The sequence below is a fragment of the Enterobacter chinensis genome (assembly GCF_034008295.1).
Classification (GTDB): Bacteria; Pseudomonadota; Gammaproteobacteria; order Enterobacterales; family Enterobacteriaceae; genus Enterobacter; species Enterobacter chinensis.
Genome location: NZ_JARDVI010000007.1, coordinates 178,425 through 197,365, shown reverse-complemented (window position 1 = coordinate 197,365; position 18,941 = coordinate 178,425). Strand labels below are relative to the sequence as shown.

Genomic DNA, 18,941 nt, shown 5'->3' with positions numbered 1-18,941 from the left:
CTCAACATTTAGTTAACCATTTATTGTCATTAACCCTACAACACAACATTGGCAGGACCACTTTTACACAGACTGTGACGCAGAGATGAGCGGAGACTCGCCCGCAGCGCAGGCTGTCTGGTCCCCAGGAGACCTGCATGAGCCTCTGGCAACAAAACTACGACCCGGCCGGCAATATCTGGCTCTCGAGCCTGATCGCATCGCTTCCGATCCTGTTCTTCTTCTTTGCGCTGATTAAGCTCAAGCTGAAGGGCTACCTCGCCGCGACATATACCGTTGCCATCGCCCTGATGGTGGCACTGTTCTTCTACAAAATGCCGGTCGATCGCGCGCTGGCCTCTGTCGTTTATGGTTTCTTCTACGGCCTGTGGCCGATTGCGTGGATCATCATCGCGGCGGTGTTTGTCTATAAAATCTCGGTGAAAACCGGGCAGTTCGACATTATCCGCTCGTCGATTCTCTCCATCACGCCGGACCAGCGCCTGCAGATGCTGATTGTCGGCTTCTCCTTCGGAGCGTTTCTGGAAGGGGCGGCAGGTTTTGGCGCGCCGGTGGCGATCACCGCTGCGCTGCTGGTTGGCCTGGGCTTTAACCCGCTGTATGCCGCGGGCCTGTGTCTGATTGTGAACACCGCGCCTGTGGCGTTTGGTGCGATGGGTATTCCGATTCTGGTCGCAGGCCAGGTGACCGGGCTGGACAGCTTTGAGATTGGTCAGATGGTTGGCCGCCAGCTGCCGTTCCTGACCATTATCGTCCTGTTCTGGATCATGGCGATTATGGACGGCTGGCGCGGCGTGAAAGAGACCTGGCCTGCGGTGATGGTGGCCGGCGGTTCGTTCGCTATCGCGCAGTACCTCAGCTCGAACTTCCTCGGCCCGGAGCTGCCGGACATTATCTCTTCGCTGGTCTCTCTGGTCTGTCTGACCCTGTTCCTGAAACGCTGGCAGCCGGTACGTATTTTCCGCTTCGCCGATATGGGTGCTTCGCAGGTGGATCAAACCCTGGCGCGTACGGGCTATACCGCAGGCCAGGTGGTACGCGCCTGGTCGCCGTTCCTGTTCCTGACCGCAACGGTCACGCTGTGGAGCATCCCGCCGTTTAAAGCCCTGTTCGCCCCGGGCGGCGCGCTGTACGACATGGTGATTAATATCTCTGTGCCGTTCCTCGACAAGATGGTCGCTCGTATGCCGCCGGTGGTGCACGCCGCCACGCCGTATGCCGCGGTCTATAAATTCGACTGGTTCTCTGCCACCGGTACCGCCATCCTGTTTGCCGCTATCCTTTCCGTGGTGTGGCTGCGCATGAAGCCTGCAGCCGCGGTGCAGACCTTTGCGGCGACCATTAAAGAGCTGATGCTGCCGATTTACTCCATCGGCATGGTGCTGGCGTTCGCGTTTATCTCGAACTACTCCGGCCTGTCATCGACCCTGGCACTGGCGCTGGCCCATACCAGTCACGCCTTCACCTTCTTCTCGCCGTTCCTCGGCTGGCTGGGGGTGTTCCTGACCGGGTCAGATACCTCGTCTAACGCCCTGTTTGCCGCCCTGCAGGCTACCGCCGCACAGCAAATCGGCGTATCAGATGTGCTGCTCGTGGCGGCTAACACGACCGGCGGCGTGACCGGCAAGATGATTTCGCCGCAATCCATCGCCATTGCCTGTGCGGCGGTAGGTCTGGTCGGTAAAGAGTCGGATCTGTTCCGCTTTACCGTGAAACACAGCCTGATATTCACCTGCATGGTTGGGGTGATCACCACCCTGCAGGCCTATGTCTTAACCTGGATGATCCCATGATAGTGATGCCCAGACGCCTGTCCGACGAGATTGCCTCTCGCGTGCGGGCGCTGATTGAAGAACAACAGCTGGAAGCGGGCATGAAATTGCCCGCCGAACGCCAGCTCGCTGCCCAGCTTGGCGTATCACGTAACTCATTGCGTGAAGCGCTGGCCACGCTGGTCAGCGAAGGGGTACTGGTGAGCCGTCGCGGCGGCGGCACCTTTGTGCGCTGGCAGCATGACGACTGGTCCGAGCAAAACATCGTTCAGCCGCTGAAAACGCTGATGGAAAACGATCCGGACTACAGCTTCGATATCCTTGAAGCGCGTCACGCCATCGAAACCAGTACCGCCTGGCACGCGGCCATGCGGGCAACCGACGCCGACAAAGAGAAGCTCATCGCCTGCTTTGAGGCCACGCAAAGCAGCGATCCGGATATCGCCTCCCAGGCGGATGTGCGCTTTCACCTGGCGATTGCCGAGGCATCGCACAACGTGGTCCTGCTCCAGACCATGCGCGGGTTCTTCGACCTGCTGCAATCCTCCGTGAAGCAGAGCCGCCAGCGCATGTATCTGGTTCCGCCGGTGTTTGCCCGGCTCACAGAACAGCACGAGGCGGTGCTCAACGCCATTCTGGCGGGTGATGCCGAGGCTGCGCGCAAAGCGATGATGGCGCATCTGGGCTTCGTGCACACCACGATTAAACGATTCGATGAAGACCAGGCCCGACAGGCGCGTATTACCCGCCTGCCTGGCGACAGTGATATTTCCAGGGAGAACAAAGCATGATCATTTCAGCAGCCAGTGACTATCGCGCCGCGGCGCAGCGCATTTTGCCGCCGTTCCTGTTCCACTATATCGACGGTGGAGCGTATGCCGAATACACCCTGCGCCGCAATGTGGAAGACCTGTCTGAGGTGGCTCTGCGCCAGCGCGTGCTGAAAAATATGTCTGACCTGAGCCTTGAGACAAAACTGTTTAACGAGACGCTCTCCATGCCCGTGGCACTTGCGCCCGTTGGTCTGTGCGGCATGTACGCCCGCCGGGGCGAAGTCCAGGCGGCTGCAGCGGCGGATGCCAAAGGCATTCCGTTTACTCTCTCAACCGTGTCCGTCTGCCCGATCGAAGAGGTCGCCCCGACCATCAAGCGCCCAATGTGGTTCCAGCTGTACGTCCTGCGCGACCGCGGCTTTATGCGCAACGCGCTGGAGCGCGCCAAAGCGGCGGGCTGCTCCACGCTGGTCTTTACCGTCGATATGCCGACACCCGGCGCGCGCTACCGCGATGCGCACTCCGGCATGAGCGGCCCGAATGCCGCCCTGCGTCGTTACTGGCAGGCAGTGACCCACCCGCAGTGGGCCTGGGATGTCGGCCTGAACGGTCGTCCTCACGATCTCGGGAACATCTCGGCTTACCTCGGGAAACCTACCGGGCTTGAAGATTACATCGGCTGGCTGGCAAACAACTTCGATCCGTCCATCTCGTGGAAAGACCTGGAGTGGATCCGCGAATTCTGGGACGGCCCGATGGTGATCAAAGGGATCCTCGACCCGGAAGATGCCCGCGACGCGGTACGCTTTGGGGCAGACGGGATTGTGGTCTCTAACCACGGTGGACGCCAGCTTGACGGGGTACTCTCTTCCGCACGCGCCCTTCCGGCAATTGCTGATGCGGTAAAAGGCGATATCGCTATTCTCGCCGACAGCGGCATTCGTAACGGGCTTGATGTGGTGCGCATGATTGCACTCGGCGCGGACAGCGTACTGCTGGGTCGGGCGTATCTGTATGCGCTGGCGACGGCGGGCCAGGCAGGCGTGGCAAATCTACTTAACCTGATCGAAAAAGAGATGAAGGTCGCGATGACGCTGACCGGTGCGAAAACGATCGGGGAAATCAGCAAAGACTCTCTGGTGCAGGAATTAAGTCAGTTACCGGCGGCGCTGGCTCCGCTTGCACAGGATAACGCGGCCTGAATTGTCCCGCCGTTAACACCTCTTTTTCACGCGCCCGATTCCCCATCGGGCGCTTTTTTATGCCAAAAATAACATCCAGATAACATATTGGATAAGAAAATTTGACATCCACCTGCCGTCCGCAATTGTATAGACAAGCAAATACAAGAACACAAAAACAACATCAGATTGGAGGGGAGCGCATGACGTATTCAGGTAAGGTGGATATTCAGCAGGTGATCGACGACAGTCCCTTTTCACGGTTTCACTGGCTTCTCATCGTGCTGGGCTTTCTGGTTCTGGCGATCGATGGTTTTGATACAGCGGCGATGGGCTACATCGCGCCTACGCTGTCGGCAGAATGGGGGATACATAAACAGGATCTGGGTCCGGTACTGAGCGCTGCGCTGTTGGGGCTGTCGCTGGGTGCGCTGATCGCAGGTCCGGTATCGGACCGGGTGGGACGCAAGCGCGTGCTGGTTTTCTCCTGCCTGTTCTTCGGCCTCGCGAGCCTGGGGACGGCCTGGGCGCAAAGTCTGAATACCCTGACGCTATGGCGCTTCCTGACCGGCCTGGGGCTGGGTGCCGCCATGCCGAACGCCATTACGCTTATCTCCGAGTTTGCCCCCCAACGTTGCCGCGCCATGGCGATTAATACCATGTACTGCGGCTTCCCTCTGGGTGCGGCGGGCGGCGGCGCGATCTCTTCCTGGCTTATTCCTCACCATGGCTGGCGAAGCGTGCTGCTGACCGGCGCAATTGCTCCGCTGATTCTAACGCTGCTGCTGGCGCTGTTTTTGCCGGAGTCGGTGAAGTTTCTGGTGCAGCGCGGGAAAGACGTCATGCAGGTTCGTCGTATCGCCAGTCGATTCTCCCGCAGCACGCTGGAGAGCGTCACGCGCTTTTTCCTGGCAGAGGAGAAAGTCACTTCTAAAAAAGGGAGCGTGACGCAGCTGTTTTCCATGCCCTGGCTGCCCGGCACCCTGATGCTGTGGGTGACCTATTTTATGGGACTGGTGATTTACTACGTCCTGCTGAGCTGGATGCCGACGCTGATGCAGGGAATGGGTTATGCTCTGGCGGAATCCGCATGGCTGACTTCGCTGTTCACCTTCGGCGGTACCGCAGGCATTCTGCTTACAGGCTGGATGATGGACCGCTGGGAAGCGCACAAAGTGGTCGCGGGCGGGTTTGTCCTGACGATGGGGCTGATCCTGCTGCTCGGCATGGAGCATAATCATATCGCCCTGTTTGGCGGGCTGATCTTCCTGATGGGGATCGCGATGAACGGCGCGCAATCGGGCATGCAAACCCTGGCCGCCACCTTTTACCCTACCGAGTGCCGTGCGACGGGCATCGCCTGGATGCAGGGGATCGGCCGCTTTGGCGGCGTGGCGGGAACCATGACCAGCGCTCAGCTTCTTTCCATGCAGTGGCAGGCAGACAGTATTTTAATGATCCTCAGCGTGCCCGCACTGGTGGCTGCTGCGGCAACTGTCTACAAAATGCTGTATAGCCGCTCGCAGGAACCCGGCGTCGCGTAGTCCTTCTCTTTTCTGCTATTCTGCCCCCGCAATTAAGGGGGCAGCATGCTTAACATCGTTTTATTCGAACCAGAAATTCCGCCGAATACCGGCAATATCATCCGCCTGTGTGCAAACACCGGTTTTCGCCTGCATATCATTGAGCCGATGGGCTTTACGTGGGACGACAAACGCCTGCGTCGCGCGGGGCTGGATTATCATGAATTTACCGCCGTGGTTCGCCATCATGATTACGCCGCATTTCTGGAAGCCGAAAAGCCACAGCGCATGTTCGCTCTGACCACCAAAGGTACGCCAGCACACAGCGCCGTGAGCTATCAGGACGGTGACTATCTGATGTTTGGTCCGGAAACGCGCGGCCTGCCAGCCACTATTCTGGATGCCCTGCCCGCTGAGCAGAAAATCCGTATTCCAATGATGCCGGACAGCCGCAGCATGAACCTGTCGAACGCGGTGTCGGTGGTGGTCTATGAAGCATGGCGCCAGTTGGGTTACCCGGGTGCCATATTACGGTAGGCCCGGTAAGCGCAGCGCCACCGGGCAAAATCTCAGATGCCGTCACCATACTCGAACGTATGGTGGATGCCGTTGAAGTGCTGATCCATGTCCATGGACGGCTTATCGCTGTCGGGTTTACCAACGATGCGCGCCGGCACGCCAGCGGCAGTAGTATGCGGCGGCACAGGCTGGAGCACAACAGAGCCCGCGCCGATCTTCGCGCCGCGTCCTACTTCGATGTTGCCGAGGATTTTGGCCCCCGCGCCAATCATCACCCCTTCACGAATTTTCGGATGGCGATCGCCGCTGGTTTTACCGGTACCGCCCAGCGTTACCGATTGCAGAATAGACACGTCATCTTCAATGACCGCCGTTTCACCGACAACAATCCCGGTGGCGTGGTCAAGCATGATCCCGCGGCCGATTTTCGCCGCCGGATGGATGTCGACCTGGAAGGTCACGGAGACCTGGTTTTGCAGGAAGATCGCCAGCGCGCGGCGGCCCTCGTTCCATAACCAGTGGCCGATGCGGTAGGCCTGTAAGGCGTGAAAGCCTTTCAGGTACAGCAGCGGCGTAGAATATTTGTCGACTGCCGGGTCACGCGTGCGCACGGCCTGGATATCACAGGCGGCAGAGGCGATCATTTCCGGGTCTGCGGCGTAAGCCTCTTCCACCACTTCACGAATAGCGATAGCAGGCATGATCGAGGAAGCCAGCTTGTTGGCGAGCATATAGCTCAGCGCGCTGCCGAGATTTTCGTGCTTAAGTAGCGTTGCGTGGTAGAAACTGGCCAGCATAGGCTCGCAGTCGGCCAACGCCCGGGCTTCGGCTTTAATATTGTTCCAGACGATATCCAGTTCTTCACACGGCATTGCTTACTCCAGACGATAGTTAATGACCAGCCAGTTCTGCGCTGGCTGGGTCATTCAGGTGACAACGGTTCCGACTAGTTATTGCTGCGCTCGTCCTTTCGCGCACGACCTAATAAGGTCAATGCTGCCTCGCGCGCATTTTTTCCGCAATACAATACCTGATAAATTTCCTCGGTTATTGGCATTTCGACACCAAACCGGTGCGCCAATTCGCGAACTTCTTTGGTATTGCGGTAGCCTTCAACCACCTGACCAATCTTCTCCTGCGCGCCTTTTACATCGCTGCCCTGTCCGAGCATCATGCCAAAGCGGCGGTTACGAGACTGGTTGTCGGTACAGGTCAGCACCAGGTCGCCCAGGCCCGCCATCCCCATAAAGGTGGCCGGATCGGCGCCCAGCGCTTCGCCCAGGCGGGACATCTCGGTCAACCCTCGGGTGATCAGCGCAGTTCGCGCGTTGGCACCGAAACCAATGCCGTCGGACATCCCGGCACCAATCGCAATCACGTTCTTCACCGCACCGCCCAGCTGTACGCCGATAAAATCGGGGTTGCTGTAGACGCGGAAGCTCTTGCCGCAGTGTAGCAAGTGTTGCAGATCGTCGGAGAAGGTCTGATCGGTTGATGCCAGCGAAATCGCCGTTGGCAGGCCAGCGGCCAGCTCTTTGGCAAAGGTCGGGCCGGAGATCACCGCCAGCGGGATATCCTCACCCAGCGCTTCGCGGGCAACATCCTGCAGCAGGCGTCCCGTTTCAGCTTCCAGTCCTTTTGTCGCCCATACAATGCGCGCATCAGGGCGCATCAGCGGCTTAATCTGACGCAGCACTTCGCCAAATACATGGCTCGGGACCACAATCAGAATGTTGCGGCTGGCCGCCAGCGCGGTCGCAAGGTCGCTTTCAAGGTGCAAGGAGTCGGGGAACGGAACGTCCGGGAGAAACGCGACGTTGCAGCGGTCGCGCTGCAGCGTGGCGATATGTTTTGGATCGTGGCCCCAGAGAACCACTTCGTGACCATTTCTTGCCAGCGTGATGGCAAGAGCGGTGCCGTATGAGCCGGCACCGATCACAGTCATTGACGCATTAACAGTACTCATCAGGCATCCTGATGTTGTTCAGTACCTTCGCCAGCTTGCTGCTGCAGATAGTTCATGAACAGCGCATCAAAGTTAACTGGCGCAAGGTTCAGTTGCGGGAATGTACCGCGAGAAACCAGGCTGGTGATGCATTCACGCGCGTACGGGAACAGGATGTTCGGGCAGTACGCACCCAGGCAATGCGCCATCTGGTTGCCTTCGATACCGCCGATAGAGAAGATGCCGCCCTGCTGTACTTCACACAGGAATGCAGTTTCTTCGCCCAGAGACGCGGTAACGGTCACACGCAGTACGACTTCATACACATCATCTGCCAGTTGGGTAGATGCGGTATCCAGATCAAGTTTAACCTCTGGCTGCCAGTCTTTCTGGAAAACATGCGGCGCATTTGGCGCTTCATAAGAAACATCTTTGGTGTAGATGCGCTGGATCTGGAAAGTCATTTCGGTGTTGTTTTGTTCTGACATGGAAAAACCCTTTTAAATTGTCCTAAAGTCTCTTAGCTCAGCAGCGGATCGAGTCCACCACGGGCGTCGAGCGCATACAAGTCATCACAGCCGCCAATGTGCTGCGCATCAATAAAAATCTGCGGAACCGTCGTACGACCACTACGTTTGATCATCTCTTCGCGTTTGATCGCGTCACCATCGATTGGCAGTTCCTGGAACGTCACGCCTTTGCTGTTCAGCAGCGCTTTCGCACGATGGCAGAACGGGCACGTCGCTTTGGTATAGATCTCAATATTGGCCATGACTGAACTCCTTATTTACCGCGTACCAAAGGAAGATTTTCCCCGCTCCAGCCGGAAATACCTTCTTTCAGCACCGTTACGTTTTCGAAACCTGCTTTATGAAGCGCGCTGGCAGATTCCTGTGCCTGCATGCCGGTCGCATCAACAACGATAATCGGCTGGGCTTTGTGTTTCTCAAGCTCACCGACGTTGTTCGCTTTGATTTCAGCTGGCAGCAGGTTGATTGCGCCCGCAATGTGACCTTTGCGGAAATCGTCACGCTGACGCAGATCGACAACGACGGCATCTTCTTTGTTAATCAGACGCGTCGCTTCACCACGGGTGATAACCTTAATCTTAGACGTCAGGCTCTTAAATGTGGTGAACAGCACAGCAGCCAGCAGGCCAATCCACGCGATGCTCAGAACCGGATGGCGGCTAACGAATTGCATAATTTCTTGCATGGAGGGTAACTACTCCCGACTAAGTGATAAAAAAACCAGGACAGGAGTATACCTGTGCGTTCTGGCAAATACAGCCAGCGACCATAACCTAATCCATTTTCTGCGGCATGCCACCTAAAAAATGCCTCAAAATGGTCTGGTCTCCCCCTTGCCCCTGCGCTTTCTTTGATCTTCTGCGGCTATTTGATCGATTCAGCTGTAGTAAAATTACGCAAATTTTGACTCTTGAGCATGAGGTTGTCGCAATGTCGGTTTCTAAAAAACCTATGGTACTGGTGATTCTGGATGGCTATGGCTACCGTGAAGACAGCCAGGATAACGCTATTTTCAACGCCAAAACTCCGGTCATGGATTCGCTGTGGGCAAAACGTCCGCATACGCTGATTGACGCATCTGGCCTGGAAGTGGGCCTGCCGGACCGCCAGATGGGCAACTCGGAAGTGGGTCACGTTAACCTGGGCGCCGGGCGTATCGTGTATCAGGATCTAACGCGTCTGGACGTTGAAATTAAAGAACGTACCTTCTTCTCCAACCCAACGCTGTCTGGCGCGGTCGATAAAGCCGTCGCTGCTGGCAAGGCCGTACACATCATGGGTCTGCTCTCTGCAGGCGGCGTACACAGCCACGAAGATCACATCATGGCGATGGTTGAGCTGGCCGCTGAGCGTGGTGCTGAAAAAATCTATCTGCACGCCTTCCTCGATGGCCGCGATACACCCCCGCGCAGCGCGAAAGGTTCTCTGAAAGCCTTCGAAGACAAATTTGCCGCACTGGGTAAAGGCCGCGTGGCATCCATTATTGGTCGTTACTACGCCATGGACCGCGACAATCGCTGGGATCGCGTAGAACAGGCCTATGACCTGATGACCTTGGCAAAAGGTGAATTCCAGTTCGCGACCGCCGTGGAAGCGCTTGAAGCCGCTTACGCGCGTGATGAAAATGACGAGTTTGTGAAAGCGACCGTTATCCGTACTGAAGGCCAGGCCGATGCCGCCATGGAAGATGGCGACGCGCTGATCTTCATGAACTTCCGCGCTGACCGCGCGCGCGAAATTACCCGTGCGTTCGTCAACAGCGACTTCGATGGTTTCGCCCGTAAGAAAGTCGTAAATCTCGACTTCATCCAGCTGACCGAATACGCCGCCGATATCAACGCCCCATGCGCTTACCCGCCGGCCTCGCTGGCAAACACCTTCGGTGAGTGGATGGCGAAGAACGATAAGACACAGCTGCGTATCTCTGAAACCGAGAAATATGCGCACGTGACCTTCTTCTTTAACGGTGGCGTTGAAGAGCCGTTCAAAGGCGAAGACCGCATTTTGATTAATTCGCCTAAAGTCGCCACTTACGATCTGCAGCCAGAAATGAGCTCTGCCGAACTGACTGAAAAACTGGTTGCGGCCATTGAGAGCGGCAAGTACGACACCATCATCTGTAACTACCCGAATGGCGACATGGTCGGCCATACCGGGGTAATGGAAGCCGCGGTTAAAGCGGTTGAAGCGCTGGATCACTGCGTTGAGCAGGTCGCGAAAGCTGTTGAATCCGTTGGCGGCCAGCTGCTGATCACCGCTGACCACGGTAATGCTGAACAGATGCGCGACCCGGCGACCGGCCAGGCGCACACGGCCCATACCAACCTGCCTGTTCCGCTGATTTATGTTGGTGATAAATCACTGAAAGCAGTGGAAGGCGGTAAGCTTTCAGACATCGCGCCAACCATGTTGACGCTGATGGGGATGCCGATCCCTGAAGAGATGACTGGTAAGCCGCTGTTCATCGTGGAATAATCGCTCCCCATGAGGGGAAAGGCGATTTTTTCAATCACATGGGTCGTGAAGCCGCTTAGGTTATCAGTCAGACCTCTGTTTTACGCCAGCGCACTCAGCGCTGGCGTATTGCTGTGCGCCGCATCCGCCCACGCGGATGACCGCGACCAGCTGAAATCCATTCAGGCCGATATCGCCGCCAAAGAGCGTGCGGTACGCCAGCAGCAACAGCAGCGCGCCACTCTGCTCGCCCAGCTTAAGCAGCAGGAAGAAGCCATCTCCGCCGCCGCACGTCAATTACGTGAAACGCAAAACACCCTCGCCCAGTTGAATAAACAGATCGACGAGATGAACGCGTCGATTGCCAAACTGGAACGTCAGCGTGATGCACAGGAGCGCAATCTTGCGGCTCAGCTTGATGCCGCATTCCGTCAGGGTGAACACACCGGCCTGCAACTGATCCTCAGCGGTGAAGAGAGCCAGCGCGGCCAGCGCCTGCAGGCCTACTTTGGCTATCTGAACCAGGCGCGTCAGGAAACGATCGCGCAGCTGAAGCAGACGCGTGAAGAAGTCACCACGCAAAAAGCCGAGCTGGAAGAGAAGCAGAGCCAGCAGCAGACGTTGCTCTACGATCAGCAGGCTCAGCAGGCGAAACTTGAGCAGGCACGCAACGAGCGTAAGAAAACCCTTTCTGGTCTTGAGTCCTCCATTCAGGAAGGACAGAGCCAGCTGAGCGAAATGCGCGCTAACGAATCAAAATTGCGTAACAGTATCGCCCGTGCGGAAGCCGCGGCGAAAGCGCGCGCCGAAAAAGAGGCCCGCGAGGCACAGGTCGTTCGCGACAAGCAGCAGGAAGCGTCCCGCAAAGGGACCACCTACAAGCCAAGCGAAAGCGAACGTTCCCTGATGTCGCGTACCGGCGGTTTAGGCTCTCCTCGCGGTCAGGCTTTCTGGCCCGTTCGCGGCTCAATTCTGCATCGCTATGGCGAACAGCTGCAGGGTGAGCTACGTTGGAAAGGGATAGTTATCGGTGCGTCTGAAGGTAGCGAAGTAAAGGCCATCGCCGATGGCCGCGTGATTCTGGCCGACTGGCTGCAGGGTTACGGACTGGTGGTGGTGGTCGAACACGGTAAAGGTGATATGAGTCTTTACGGCTACAACCAGAGCGCGCTGGTCAGCGTCGGCACTCAGGTGCGCGCAGGTCAACCCATCGCCCTTGTGGGCAGCAGTGGCGGTCAGGGCCGCCCGTCACTCTATTTCGAAATTCGTCGCCAGGGTCAGGCGGTCAATCCACAGCCGTGGTTGGGAAGATAAGTTTTGCTTCAATTTCGTCGAATGGTTCTCTCCGTCGTCAGCGCACTGGCGCTGGCTGCACCGGTATACGCAGGCAAGCTCGCTATCGTGATTGATGACTTCGGTTATCGTCCGCACTATGAAAACCAGGTGCTGGCGATGCCGTCAGCCATCTCAGTCGCTGTCCTTCCGAATGCGCCCCACGCGCGTGAGATGGCGACCAAAGCCCACAACACCGGGCATCAGGTTCTCATCCATCTACCCATGGCCCCGCTCAGCAAGCAGCCGCTGGAAAAAGATACCCTGCGCCCGGATATGAGCAGCGATGAGATCGAACGCATCATCCGCGACGCCTACAATAAAGTGCCGTATGCCGTGGGGCTGAACAACCATATGGGCAGCGCGATGACATCGAGCCTGTACGGGATGCTTAAAGTGATGCAGGCGCTGGAGCGTTACAACCTCTATTTTCTCGACAGCATGACCATCGGCAACAGCCAGGCGATGCGTGCCGCTCAGGGAACGGGCGTAAAAGTGATTAAGCGCAAGGTGTTTCTGGATGATACCCAGAACGAAGCCGATATTCGCGTGCAGTTTAACCGCGCGGTACAGTTGGCCCGCCGTAATGGCTCGGCCATTGCCATCGGTCACCCGCACCCGTCTACCGTTCGCGTCCTGCAGCAAATGCTGCCGACCTTGCCTGCCGATATCACGCTGGTTCGCCCGAGCGATCTGCTGAACGAGCCGCAGGTGGATACTTCTACACCAAATTCTGCACAGCCCGCCCCGACAGCACCACGTAATCCGTTCCGCGGCGTGAAGCGCTGCGTACCTAAGCAACCGCTTGAACCGGTCTACGCGACCCGCTTCTTCTCTGTTATCGGAGACAGCATCAGCAACAGTACGCTGGTGAAATATGTCCAGCAGCAGTGGCAGGGATGGGGTAAGAAAGTGTGATAATAAAAAAGCCACCGTCATGGTGGCTTTTTTATTACTAAAGGTGGAAGGAGCCCTCGAGGATCTGGCTGTATACTGTCGGCTGGCCGTTGTCTGCAGTACGGTATTGCTCTTTGTGCGAGAGCTTATAAATGCCCACGGGATCATTATTTAGCGCCTTCATCGCCGCTATATCAGGTTTCGCTGAGATGAACTGGCGAATTAAAAACCGATTATTCCCGGTGACCGGTTGTTGATCCATGACCTGACGAAACTGCGGATAGCGCTCGCGCGCATATAAGAAACTGTAATCGATCAGGAAGTACTCAATCAGGGTATTGTGGTGCTGCCAGTAGCGATACAGAATATCCCGCACCATCTTCACCAGTGGGTTTCCCTTTTGGGCTGCAAGAAAATAGGCCGTCCAGTAACCCTCACTCAATGCGTTTTCAGACGGTTCAAAACGTAGCGATGAAAAGGTCTTCTCAAAAAATGTTTCCGGTAACGGCTTCGTCATGAACACCGTGGCGTCCATCCAGATCCCGCCATATTGATACAGCAGCGAACAGCGAACAATATCAGAGTATTGCGCCTTACTGATAAGACCGGCCTGGTATTTCGTTTTGATGTGTTCAGGGAGAGTGAGATGGTCTGGAATATTCTCATCCGTCAGGATAATGACCTGCGCATCCGGCGTGTTACGTTGTACGGATGCAATGCAGCGTTTCACCAACTCAGGTGCACTATCCAACCCCTGGAACCAGCAGATCCAGATAATGCGCGATTGCATCGGTTCCGTTGCGTACGCATCGTCAGGCTGAACCTTCAGATCATCAATAACGCTAAAAATCGTCTCTTTTTTCTTCCGCTCAAAATGGCTGGCCGCACGCTGGAAAAGAGAAAAACCCGTTTTTTTGTGCCAGCGTCGGGTTTTCTTGATGAGCTTATTCGTTGCATTAAGATTCATCATTTCACCTTGTTAATTTCAGAATAGCTCTTTTAGCGTACGGCGAAAAAGTTTCATTTTTAATTTAGCGTCTTTTTTACGCCCACGTAATAAGCAATTCATACGCGTTGATTTAAAACCTCGAAACGACATAAGCTGGAACAAATTATTACTGCGAGTCACTTCAGACATATGCTGGCGATATTTAAAATAGAGTTTACGGTACGCATTATATTTTTTTACTTGTGACGTAATGCGATTACTTCCGTGTTCAGCATCCACCATCGCCGTACTGAAGCTGTATTTGATACCTGGACCATATTTCAGAATTAATTTAATCCAGACATCGCGATCTTGCTGTTGTTTTATTTCAGGAGAAAACCCGCCGACACCTAACAGTTTTTCTCTTGTGGTCAATACCTGATTGCCCACCACGTTTTCGCACAAAATATCCTGCAGCTCAATGAGTCTTTTATCATCAGTATCCGGATAGGTGCGGTGGGTTTTGTCCAGCCTTGCGGGAGTATCCGTCACGAAAGCATACTTATCATCATACCGCTCAGCGAGTTTCGTTAGACGTTCTGGCAAGAAATAGTCGTCGTCATCGAGTCCCGTTACAAACACGCCGTGCGAAAGCGCATAGCCCCGGTTACGGCAGAAGTTAGAACCGCTGTTCTTTTCATTACGTTCGTAGATGAAATGTACAAAACGCGCTTCACACTCTGCGCGCATACGCTCGATAAGTTGAGCGGTTTTATCATTAGAACAATCATCAACAATAATCAATTCTACCGTGGGGTATGTCTGAGCAATAACTGAACGAATTGCACGTTCCAGCAACTCCTCTCTGTTGTAGGTGGTGATGATTACTGAAATCAGTTCGTTCATGGCGTGCTCGTCTGGTAAAAGGTATTTCTCCATCGGGAGAATACCTTTTTCCCGATGGAGAATCAAAACGATTACTTAATGACCGTACGGTGTTTGTTTTGCTCCAGGAAAACAACCGACATTATCAGCGTTAGCATCCAGGCAACAGGGGTTGTTTTTGAATAGAACATCACGCCACCCACGCCGAACATAACAATCGAAACCAGGAAAGCGAATAGAATAATACTTTTACGTTTGCGTAATGCATACCAGCCAAGCGATATCACAAACAGAATATAAAGAATAACGCCTGAAGGACCTTTTACAGAAAGCGTTTCAACGATTTCATTATGAAGATGGCCGCGAATGTAACCCAGCGCGCCTGACAGGCTTGGGTCTTTATTAACTTCTGCGATTATCTTTACGTTTCGCTCATCAGTAGACTGCCATAAATAATTGTTTTTAGAGGCAGCCAGCCCCGTCTTCCACATCGCTAAACGGGCACCAACCGAAGTGGCACTGTTCGCTTTATCATAGGAAACAATGTCATTGTTAAAGTCGTCATAACGCTTAACCAGGTTGTCTTTCATCATAAAGGCGCCAGCCAGCAGCGCAATCAGGAAAACAGCAACCCCCTTCCACGGGATATGCTTTTCCTTGTACAACTTCACCACCAGCAATGCGAAGAAAATAATCGGATAGGTCAGAATGGCTGCCCGAGTTTCTGTCGCCACCAGTACCAGGAAAGTAATAAAAAAGTGTCCGAGTATAAACAGCTCTTTCCATCTGCTTGAACTGTGCTGGAGCACCAGAATCGTGTAGAACGAGATAAATGCAATGGTATAAGCGGCCCCTGTCGCATCCGTCCCACCGGCAAGGGAGAGTGTAACCCTTTGGTTTTCAAGAAACAGGTGTTGGTACCCTGCGTAGACAACAATCATCACCTGCAGCGCGATGACCAGCAACATATGAATCTTATTGCTGCCGACGTTGAGCTGATTTCTGTTTACAAACACGAAGATGGAGAATGCCCCGAAAACGCAGATTTTCCCGACTTCCAGATAGGCGCGATACGAGTTGATCGCCTCACTGTCAACCTTATACATCCGGTACCAGACCAGATCGCAAATCCCGATAATCAGCAGGACCAGACAAAGCCAGAATGCATCGTTCTTTCTGAAGTTTTTAATATCCAATAAGAAAATAATGAATGCGGTAACACCCGCCAGGCCCAAAATTTTGGCGGATAAATTAGGAGAAACAACTACGCAACCCAAAGCAATAGCACACAGTCCGAAGAGTAGCTGCAGCAATACAAACTGGACCTTATCTCGTTCTACATTAATCATCATCATTCCATTTACTAAAAGGCAAAGCAGGCTAGCACACTGCAAAAAACAAGTTTATCGCACCTGTGTTAACGAATATTACGCCAGTCATAGGACTTCCCGGTCGTGTCCAGCACGGTTACGTTTTTATTGTAACCGGCAAGCCATGACTGTACCGACAGGACAGGTTCTCCCTGACGATGGATCCCAAGCCAAAGCTCAGCCAGCGTATTAATATCATCAGCAGACCAGACGGTATTGTAATCTCCGGTGAACTGCTTATCGGAATCTACCTGATGTCCGTACCAGATAAACACCGGGATATGCAGAGCCTCTCGCGGAGGATTAACATTGCCGTGGGAGTAAGCTACAGCACGCTTCGGATCGCGAATCAGGCCATGATCGGAAAAATACATGACGGATGAGCGCGAGTTTTCGAGCAGGCTAAAGATCTTACCCATTAACGTATCCGTGTATCGCACCGAATTGTCATAGCAATCATCGGCTTCATTATCACCGTGCAGCAGCGCCTGGCTGGCTGGGAAACGTCGGCAGGAAGGCTCGTGGCTTCCGTACAAATGCAGAACAATCAATTTTTTGCCCGGCGTTTTTAGCGCACTCTGCAACAGCGGCAGAAGGTCTTCGTCGTAGCCCCCGTCAATCCACTCATGCTGTTTCGTGTTCAGGGCAATACCGGTAATGACGTTGTTATGCGCCCCACCTTTGCCCTGGCGACTAAACCAGTAAGTACCATACTCTGCTTTGTTAGCGATATTGACGACGTTATCGCCATATTTGCGCGGATCGCGGGCATTCACGGTATCCGCAGTCAACGCCAGCGGTACCGCCATAATCGTGACAGGTGCAGGTGTAACGGCATTGCGGAACAGTAAGAGTTGCGATTTTTGCTTCTCCAGCTCCGGAGTAGTATCTCGTTGATAACCATAGATACCCATATTTGCCGTACGCTCGGACTCGCCAACAATCAGCACATAGTTCTCGATGCCGGTATCAGATAGTGTGATTTTATAATCAGGAATATTGTTACCGATGTTGGCCACCACTGCATTATCCTCAATGGCCTGCATAAAGACTTTGGACGTGCTAACAGGCGTAGCCTGAACCACGCGCTGCGCCAGGCTTTCGACACTGCTTTTTCTGAGTTGATGCTGCAAAGCCTGACCATAAAAAGCCAGCAGCGTGACGGCAAGCGCAATGGCGGGCCAGCGACGGAAACGCGGTGCAATAGGCCACATCCCGGTATTGGCGGTATAAATGAACAACGCAGAGAGGGCGACAAAAATCAGGCAATCGCGCCAGTATAGGCCGAGCATCGAACTTGCTTCACCCGGTGTCGTATTAAGTACGCTCAGCGCAAACCCATAACTAAACGCAGAATTGAAATTACTCCAGGCATATAACTGTAAAGTAATATCTGCCGCAACCGGAATTAATAAAATAATCGCCAGTACATTTCTGATTAATTTATTCTTTATACATTTTAACGTCAGCAATATCAGCGCGAAGACCAGCGCACGGTTAATTACCGCGTTATATTTAGCATGTATAATATTAACCCCAATGACTATTAGCAGAGAAATAACCACTGTAAAGAAAGCGGTAAATCGCGAAGGAGTCTCAACCAACTTCTGTGAAAACAGTGTGGACATAATGACCTGATTAGCCTGGCAACATCTTTCCTGACGTAATCATTTTGACTGCAAGAATGAACGTGCGGAGAAGACAGGATGGAGAAAATTTCGCCAAAAGTTAACAAGTAACTTCTGGAAAGTCAAACCGCTAAGAAAAAGCGCTGGCACCCGTAAAAGCGGTGCCAGCAGGCAGGTTTAATCCCAGCTCAGAATAACTTTCCCGGACTGCCCTGAACGCATCGCGTCAAAGCCTTTCTGGAACTCATCAACGGAGAAACGATGAGTGATAATGGGGGACAGATCCAGACCAGACTGAATCAACGCCGCCATCTTGTACCAGGTTTCAAACATCTCGCGGCCATAGATCCCTTTGATGAACAGCCCCTTGAAGATGACTTTGTTCCAGTCGATAGACATATCCGACGGTGGAATACCCAGCATTGCGATGCGGCCACCGTGGTTCATGGTATCCAGCATTGTGCGGAACGCCGGTGGCGCACCGGACATCTCCAGACCCACGTCAAAACCTTCGGTCATGCCCAGCTCTGCCATCACGTCGTTCAGATTCTCTTTGGAAACATCTACCGCGCGGGTCACGCCCATTTTACGCGCCAGCGACAGACGATATTCATTTACATCGGTAATCACGACATTACGCGCACCGACGTGCTTCGCGACCGCTGCCGCCATAATGCCGATGGGGCCCGCACCGGAGACCAGCACATCTTCACCGACCAGATCGAAGGAGAGCGCCGTGTGAACCGCGTTACCGAACGGATCGAAGATGGAGGCCAGATCGTCAGAAATATTGTCTGGAATTTTGAACGCGTTAAAAGCCGGGATCACCAGGTATTCCGCGAAGCAACCCGGACGGTTCACGCCCACGCCGATGGTATTACGGCACAGGTGGGTACGCCCACCGCGGCAGTTACGGCAGTGACCGCAGGTAATATGGCCTTCACCGGAGACGCGGTCGCCAATTTTGAAGCCTTTCACTTCCTGGCCGATACCCACCACTTCGCCGACATACTCATGACCGACAACCATGGGCACAGGAATGGTTTTCTGTGACCACTGGTCCCAGTTGTAGATGTGAACGTCAGTACCGCAGATAGCCGTTTTACGAATTTTGATCAGCAGATCGTTATGACCGACTTCCGGCTCCGGCACGTCGGTCATCCAAATCCCTTCTTCCGCTTTCAGTTTGGATAACGCTTTCATC

At 54.3% G+C, this 18,941-nt stretch carries 18 protein-coding genes; 8 read left to right on the top strand and 10 right to left on the bottom strand.

From position 1 onward, the window contains the following. Positions 1–137 precede the first annotated feature (137 nt). The 5 genes from lldP (at position 138) to trmL (ending at position 5,786) form a co-directional block, all read left to right on the top strand. On the top strand, positions 138–1,793 hold the full coding sequence (gene lldP, locus PYW49_RS20015; RefSeq protein ID WP_148243799.1) for an L-lactate permease: 1,656 nt from the start codon (positions 138–140) through the stop codon (positions 1,791–1,793). Then, positions 1,790–2,563 (top strand): transcriptional regulator LldR, encoded by a 774-nt coding sequence (lldR, locus tag PYW49_RS20010; RefSeq protein WP_045400284.1) that lies wholly within the window; start codon positions 1,790–1,792, stop codon positions 2,561–2,563. Before lldP ends, lldR begins: the two co-directional genes overlap by 4 nt. Continuing rightward, on the top strand, positions 2,560–3,747 hold the full coding sequence (gene lldD / locus PYW49_RS20005) for an FMN-dependent L-lactate dehydrogenase LldD (RefSeq protein WP_320387325.1): 1,188 nt from the start codon (positions 2,560–2,562) through the stop codon (positions 3,745–3,747). The genes lldR and lldD overlap by 4 nt, the downstream gene beginning before the upstream one ends. A gap of 182 nt (positions 3,748–3,929) precedes the next feature. Beyond that, the gene (locus PYW49_RS20000; RefSeq protein ID WP_320387324.1) at positions 3,930–5,270 is read left to right on the top strand and encodes an MFS transporter; all 1,341 of its coding nucleotides are present in this window, start codon (positions 3,930–3,932) and stop codon (positions 5,268–5,270) included. 45 nt (positions 5,271–5,315) lie between these two features. Beyond that, positions 5,316–5,786 (top strand): tRNA (uridine(34)/cytosine(34)/5-carboxymethylaminomethyluridine(34)-2'-O)-methyltransferase TrmL, encoded by a 471-nt coding sequence (gene trmL / locus PYW49_RS19995; RefSeq protein WP_134348355.1) that lies wholly within the window; start codon positions 5,316–5,318, stop codon positions 5,784–5,786. Between the two features lie 32 nt (positions 5,787–5,818). On the opposite strand, the gene cysE is transcribed toward trmL, so the two are convergent. The 5 genes from cysE to PYW49_RS19970 all read right to left on the bottom strand — a co-directional run bounded on the left by cysE (position 5,819) and on the right by PYW49_RS19970 (position 8,928). Next, on the bottom strand, positions 5,819–6,640 hold the full coding sequence (cysE, locus tag PYW49_RS19990) for a serine O-acetyltransferase (RefSeq protein ID WP_008502718.1): 822 nt from the start codon (positions 6,638–6,640) through the stop codon (positions 5,819–5,821). A 74-nt stretch (positions 6,641–6,714) separates the two neighbouring features. Further along, the gene (gpsA, locus tag PYW49_RS19985) at positions 6,715–7,734 is read right to left on the bottom strand and encodes an NAD(P)H-dependent glycerol-3-phosphate dehydrogenase (protein WP_320387323.1); all 1,020 of its coding nucleotides are present in this window, start codon (positions 7,732–7,734) and stop codon (positions 6,715–6,717) included. Next, entirely contained in the window at positions 7,734–8,201 is a 468-nt protein-coding gene (gene secB, locus PYW49_RS19980; protein ID WP_106995460.1) for a protein-export chaperone SecB, read from the bottom strand. Before secB ends, gpsA begins: the two co-directional genes overlap by 1 nt. A gap of 32 nt (positions 8,202–8,233) precedes the next feature. Further along, positions 8,234–8,485 carry a glutaredoxin 3 gene (gene grxC, locus PYW49_RS19975; RefSeq protein WP_023309914.1) on the bottom strand — a complete coding sequence of 84 codons (252 nt, stop codon included), beginning with the start codon at positions 8,483–8,485 and terminating at the stop codon, positions 8,234–8,236. A gap of 11 nt (positions 8,486–8,496) precedes the next feature. Next, positions 8,497–8,928, bottom strand: coding sequence for a rhodanese-like domain-containing protein (locus PYW49_RS19970; RefSeq protein ID WP_023309913.1), 432 nt, complete (start codon positions 8,926–8,928; stop codon positions 8,497–8,499). Positions 8,929–9,173: 245 nt separating this feature from the next. Here PYW49_RS19970 and gpmM point away from each other — a divergent pair, with 245 nt between their 5' ends. From gpmM to PYW49_RS19955, 3 genes are read left to right on the top strand one after another with little or no spacing between them, the layout of a single operon-like run. Then, a complete protein-coding gene (gene gpmM / locus PYW49_RS19965; protein WP_134348353.1) occupies positions 9,174–10,718 on the top strand; it encodes a 2,3-bisphosphoglycerate-independent phosphoglycerate mutase in 1,545 nt (514 codons plus the stop codon). Between the two features lie 33 nt (positions 10,719–10,751). Then, positions 10,752–12,011 (top strand): murein hydrolase activator EnvC, encoded by a 1,260-nt coding sequence (gene envC, locus PYW49_RS19960; protein ID WP_286164255.1) that lies wholly within the window; start codon positions 10,752–10,754, stop codon positions 12,009–12,011. Positions 12,012–12,014: 3 nt separating this feature from the next. Next, positions 12,015–12,947 (top strand): divergent polysaccharide deacetylase family protein, encoded by a 933-nt coding sequence (locus tag PYW49_RS19955; protein WP_320387322.1) that lies wholly within the window; start codon positions 12,015–12,017, stop codon positions 12,945–12,947. A gap of 37 nt (positions 12,948–12,984) precedes the next feature. On the opposite strand, the gene PYW49_RS19950 is transcribed toward PYW49_RS19955, so the two are convergent. The 5 genes from PYW49_RS19950 to tdh form a co-directional block, all read right to left on the bottom strand. Further along, positions 12,985–13,896, bottom strand: coding sequence for a capsular polysaccharide synthesis protein (locus tag PYW49_RS19950; protein ID WP_320387321.1), 912 nt, complete (start codon positions 13,894–13,896; stop codon positions 12,985–12,987). A 15-nt stretch (positions 13,897–13,911) separates the two neighbouring features. Next, positions 13,912–14,760, bottom strand: coding sequence for a glycosyltransferase (locus PYW49_RS19945; protein WP_320387320.1), 849 nt, complete (start codon positions 14,758–14,760; stop codon positions 13,912–13,914). Positions 14,761–14,831: 71 nt separating this feature from the next. Next, on the bottom strand, positions 14,832–16,088 hold the full coding sequence (locus PYW49_RS19940) for an O-antigen ligase family protein (protein WP_320387319.1): 1,257 nt from the start codon (positions 16,086–16,088) through the stop codon (positions 14,832–14,834). Between the two features lie 68 nt (positions 16,089–16,156). Next, the gene (locus PYW49_RS19935) at positions 16,157–17,737 is read right to left on the bottom strand and encodes a phosphoethanolamine transferase (RefSeq protein ID WP_320387318.1); all 1,581 of its coding nucleotides are present in this window, start codon (positions 17,735–17,737) and stop codon (positions 16,157–16,159) included. Between the two features lie 177 nt (positions 17,738–17,914). Continuing rightward, positions 17,915–18,940, bottom strand: a complete 1,026-nt coding sequence (gene tdh / locus PYW49_RS19930; RefSeq protein WP_320387317.1) for an L-threonine 3-dehydrogenase — start codon at positions 18,938–18,940, stop codon at positions 17,915–17,917. Position 18,941 lies beyond the last annotated feature (1 nt).

Coding starts and splice junctions, on each gene's coding strand:
- lldP (WP_148243799.1), top strand. CDS start 138: ATGAGCCTCTGGCAACAAAACTACGACCCGGCCGGCAATATCTGGCTC.
- lldR (WP_045400284.1), top strand. CDS start 1,790: ATGATAGTGATGCCCAGACGCCTGTCCGACGAGATTGCCTCTCGCGTG.
- lldD (WP_320387325.1), top strand. CDS start 2,560: ATGATCATTTCAGCAGCCAGTGACTATCGCGCCGCGGCGCAGCGCATT.
- PYW49_RS20000 (WP_320387324.1), top strand. CDS start 3,930: ATGACGTATTCAGGTAAGGTGGATATTCAGCAGGTGATCGACGACAGT.
- trmL (WP_134348355.1), top strand. CDS start 5,316: ATGCTTAACATCGTTTTATTCGAACCAGAAATTCCGCCGAATACCGGC.
- cysE (WP_008502718.1), bottom strand. CDS start 6,640: ATGCCGTGTGAAGAACTGGATATCGTCTGGAACAATATTAAAGCCGAA.
- gpsA (WP_320387323.1), bottom strand. CDS start 7,734: ATGAGTACTGTTAATGCGTCAATGACTGTGATCGGTGCCGGCTCATAC.
- secB (WP_106995460.1), bottom strand. CDS start 8,201: ATGTCAGAACAAAACAACACCGAAATGACTTTCCAGATCCAGCGCATC.
- grxC (WP_023309914.1), bottom strand. CDS start 8,485: ATGGCCAATATTGAGATCTATACCAAAGCGACGTGCCCGTTCTGCCAT.
- PYW49_RS19970 (WP_023309913.1), bottom strand. CDS start 8,928: ATGCAAGAAATTATGCAATTCGTTAGCCGCCATCCGGTTCTGAGCATC.
- gpmM (WP_134348353.1), top strand. CDS start 9,174: ATGTCGGTTTCTAAAAAACCTATGGTACTGGTGATTCTGGATGGCTAT.
- PYW49_RS19950 (WP_320387321.1), bottom strand. CDS start 13,896: ATGATGAATCTTAATGCAACGAATAAGCTCATCAAGAAAACCCGACGC.
- PYW49_RS19945 (WP_320387320.1), bottom strand. CDS start 14,760: ATGAACGAACTGATTTCAGTAATCATCACCACCTACAACAGAGAGGAG.
- PYW49_RS19940 (WP_320387319.1), bottom strand. CDS start 16,088: ATGATTAATGTAGAACGAGATAAGGTCCAGTTTGTATTGCTGCAGCTA.
- PYW49_RS19935 (WP_320387318.1), bottom strand. CDS start 17,737: ATGTCCACACTGTTTTCACAGAAGTTGGTTGAGACTCCTTCGCGATTT.
- tdh (WP_320387317.1), bottom strand. CDS start 18,940: ATGAAAGCGTTATCCAAACTGAAAGCGGAAGAAGGGATTTGGATGACC.